Source organism: Pseudomonas hunanensis (assembly GCF_013393325.1).
Lineage (GTDB): Bacteria > Pseudomonadota > Gammaproteobacteria > Pseudomonadales > Pseudomonadaceae > Aquipseudomonas > Aquipseudomonas putida_P.
On sequence record NZ_QJRC01000044.1, the window covers coordinates 1 to 376 of the forward strand.

Annotated in this window: 1 protein-coding gene; it reads right to left on the reverse strand. The window is 60.1% G+C overall.

Features of this window, described 5'->3' with window-relative positions:
• A partial coding sequence (locus tag DM807_RS00690; RefSeq protein WP_179026942.1) for an immunoglobulin-like domain-containing protein occupies positions 1-376 on the reverse strand: 376 nt, incomplete at both ends.

Consider the following 376-nt stretch of genomic DNA (forward strand, 5'->3'; position numbering starts at 1 on the left):
GGTTGACGTGCACGGTGAAGGTCGGTTTGACGTTCTCGGCGACCGAAGTTTGGTCGGCGGTGATGGTGACCTTGACCAGGTCGCCTTCGTTGGTGCCGCCTGGGTTGCCTGGGGTACCTGGCTCGTCGGTAACGGTGGTTTTGACCTCGGTTTTATCCAGGGTCAGTTTCTCGAACTTGTCGACATCCGCGCCTTCAACGGTTGCGATCGACTTGACGATCGGGTCGTTGGCACCAACGTAGACGTTGTCCGGTGCAGCCACGGTGACCGAACCGGTGGTGCCGTTGGCCGGCACGGTGATGACGGTTTTGCCGTCGCTCAGCGTGAAGGTCAGGGCGCCGTGGTTGTTGATCAGCAGGCCATCTTTGTTGGTCAG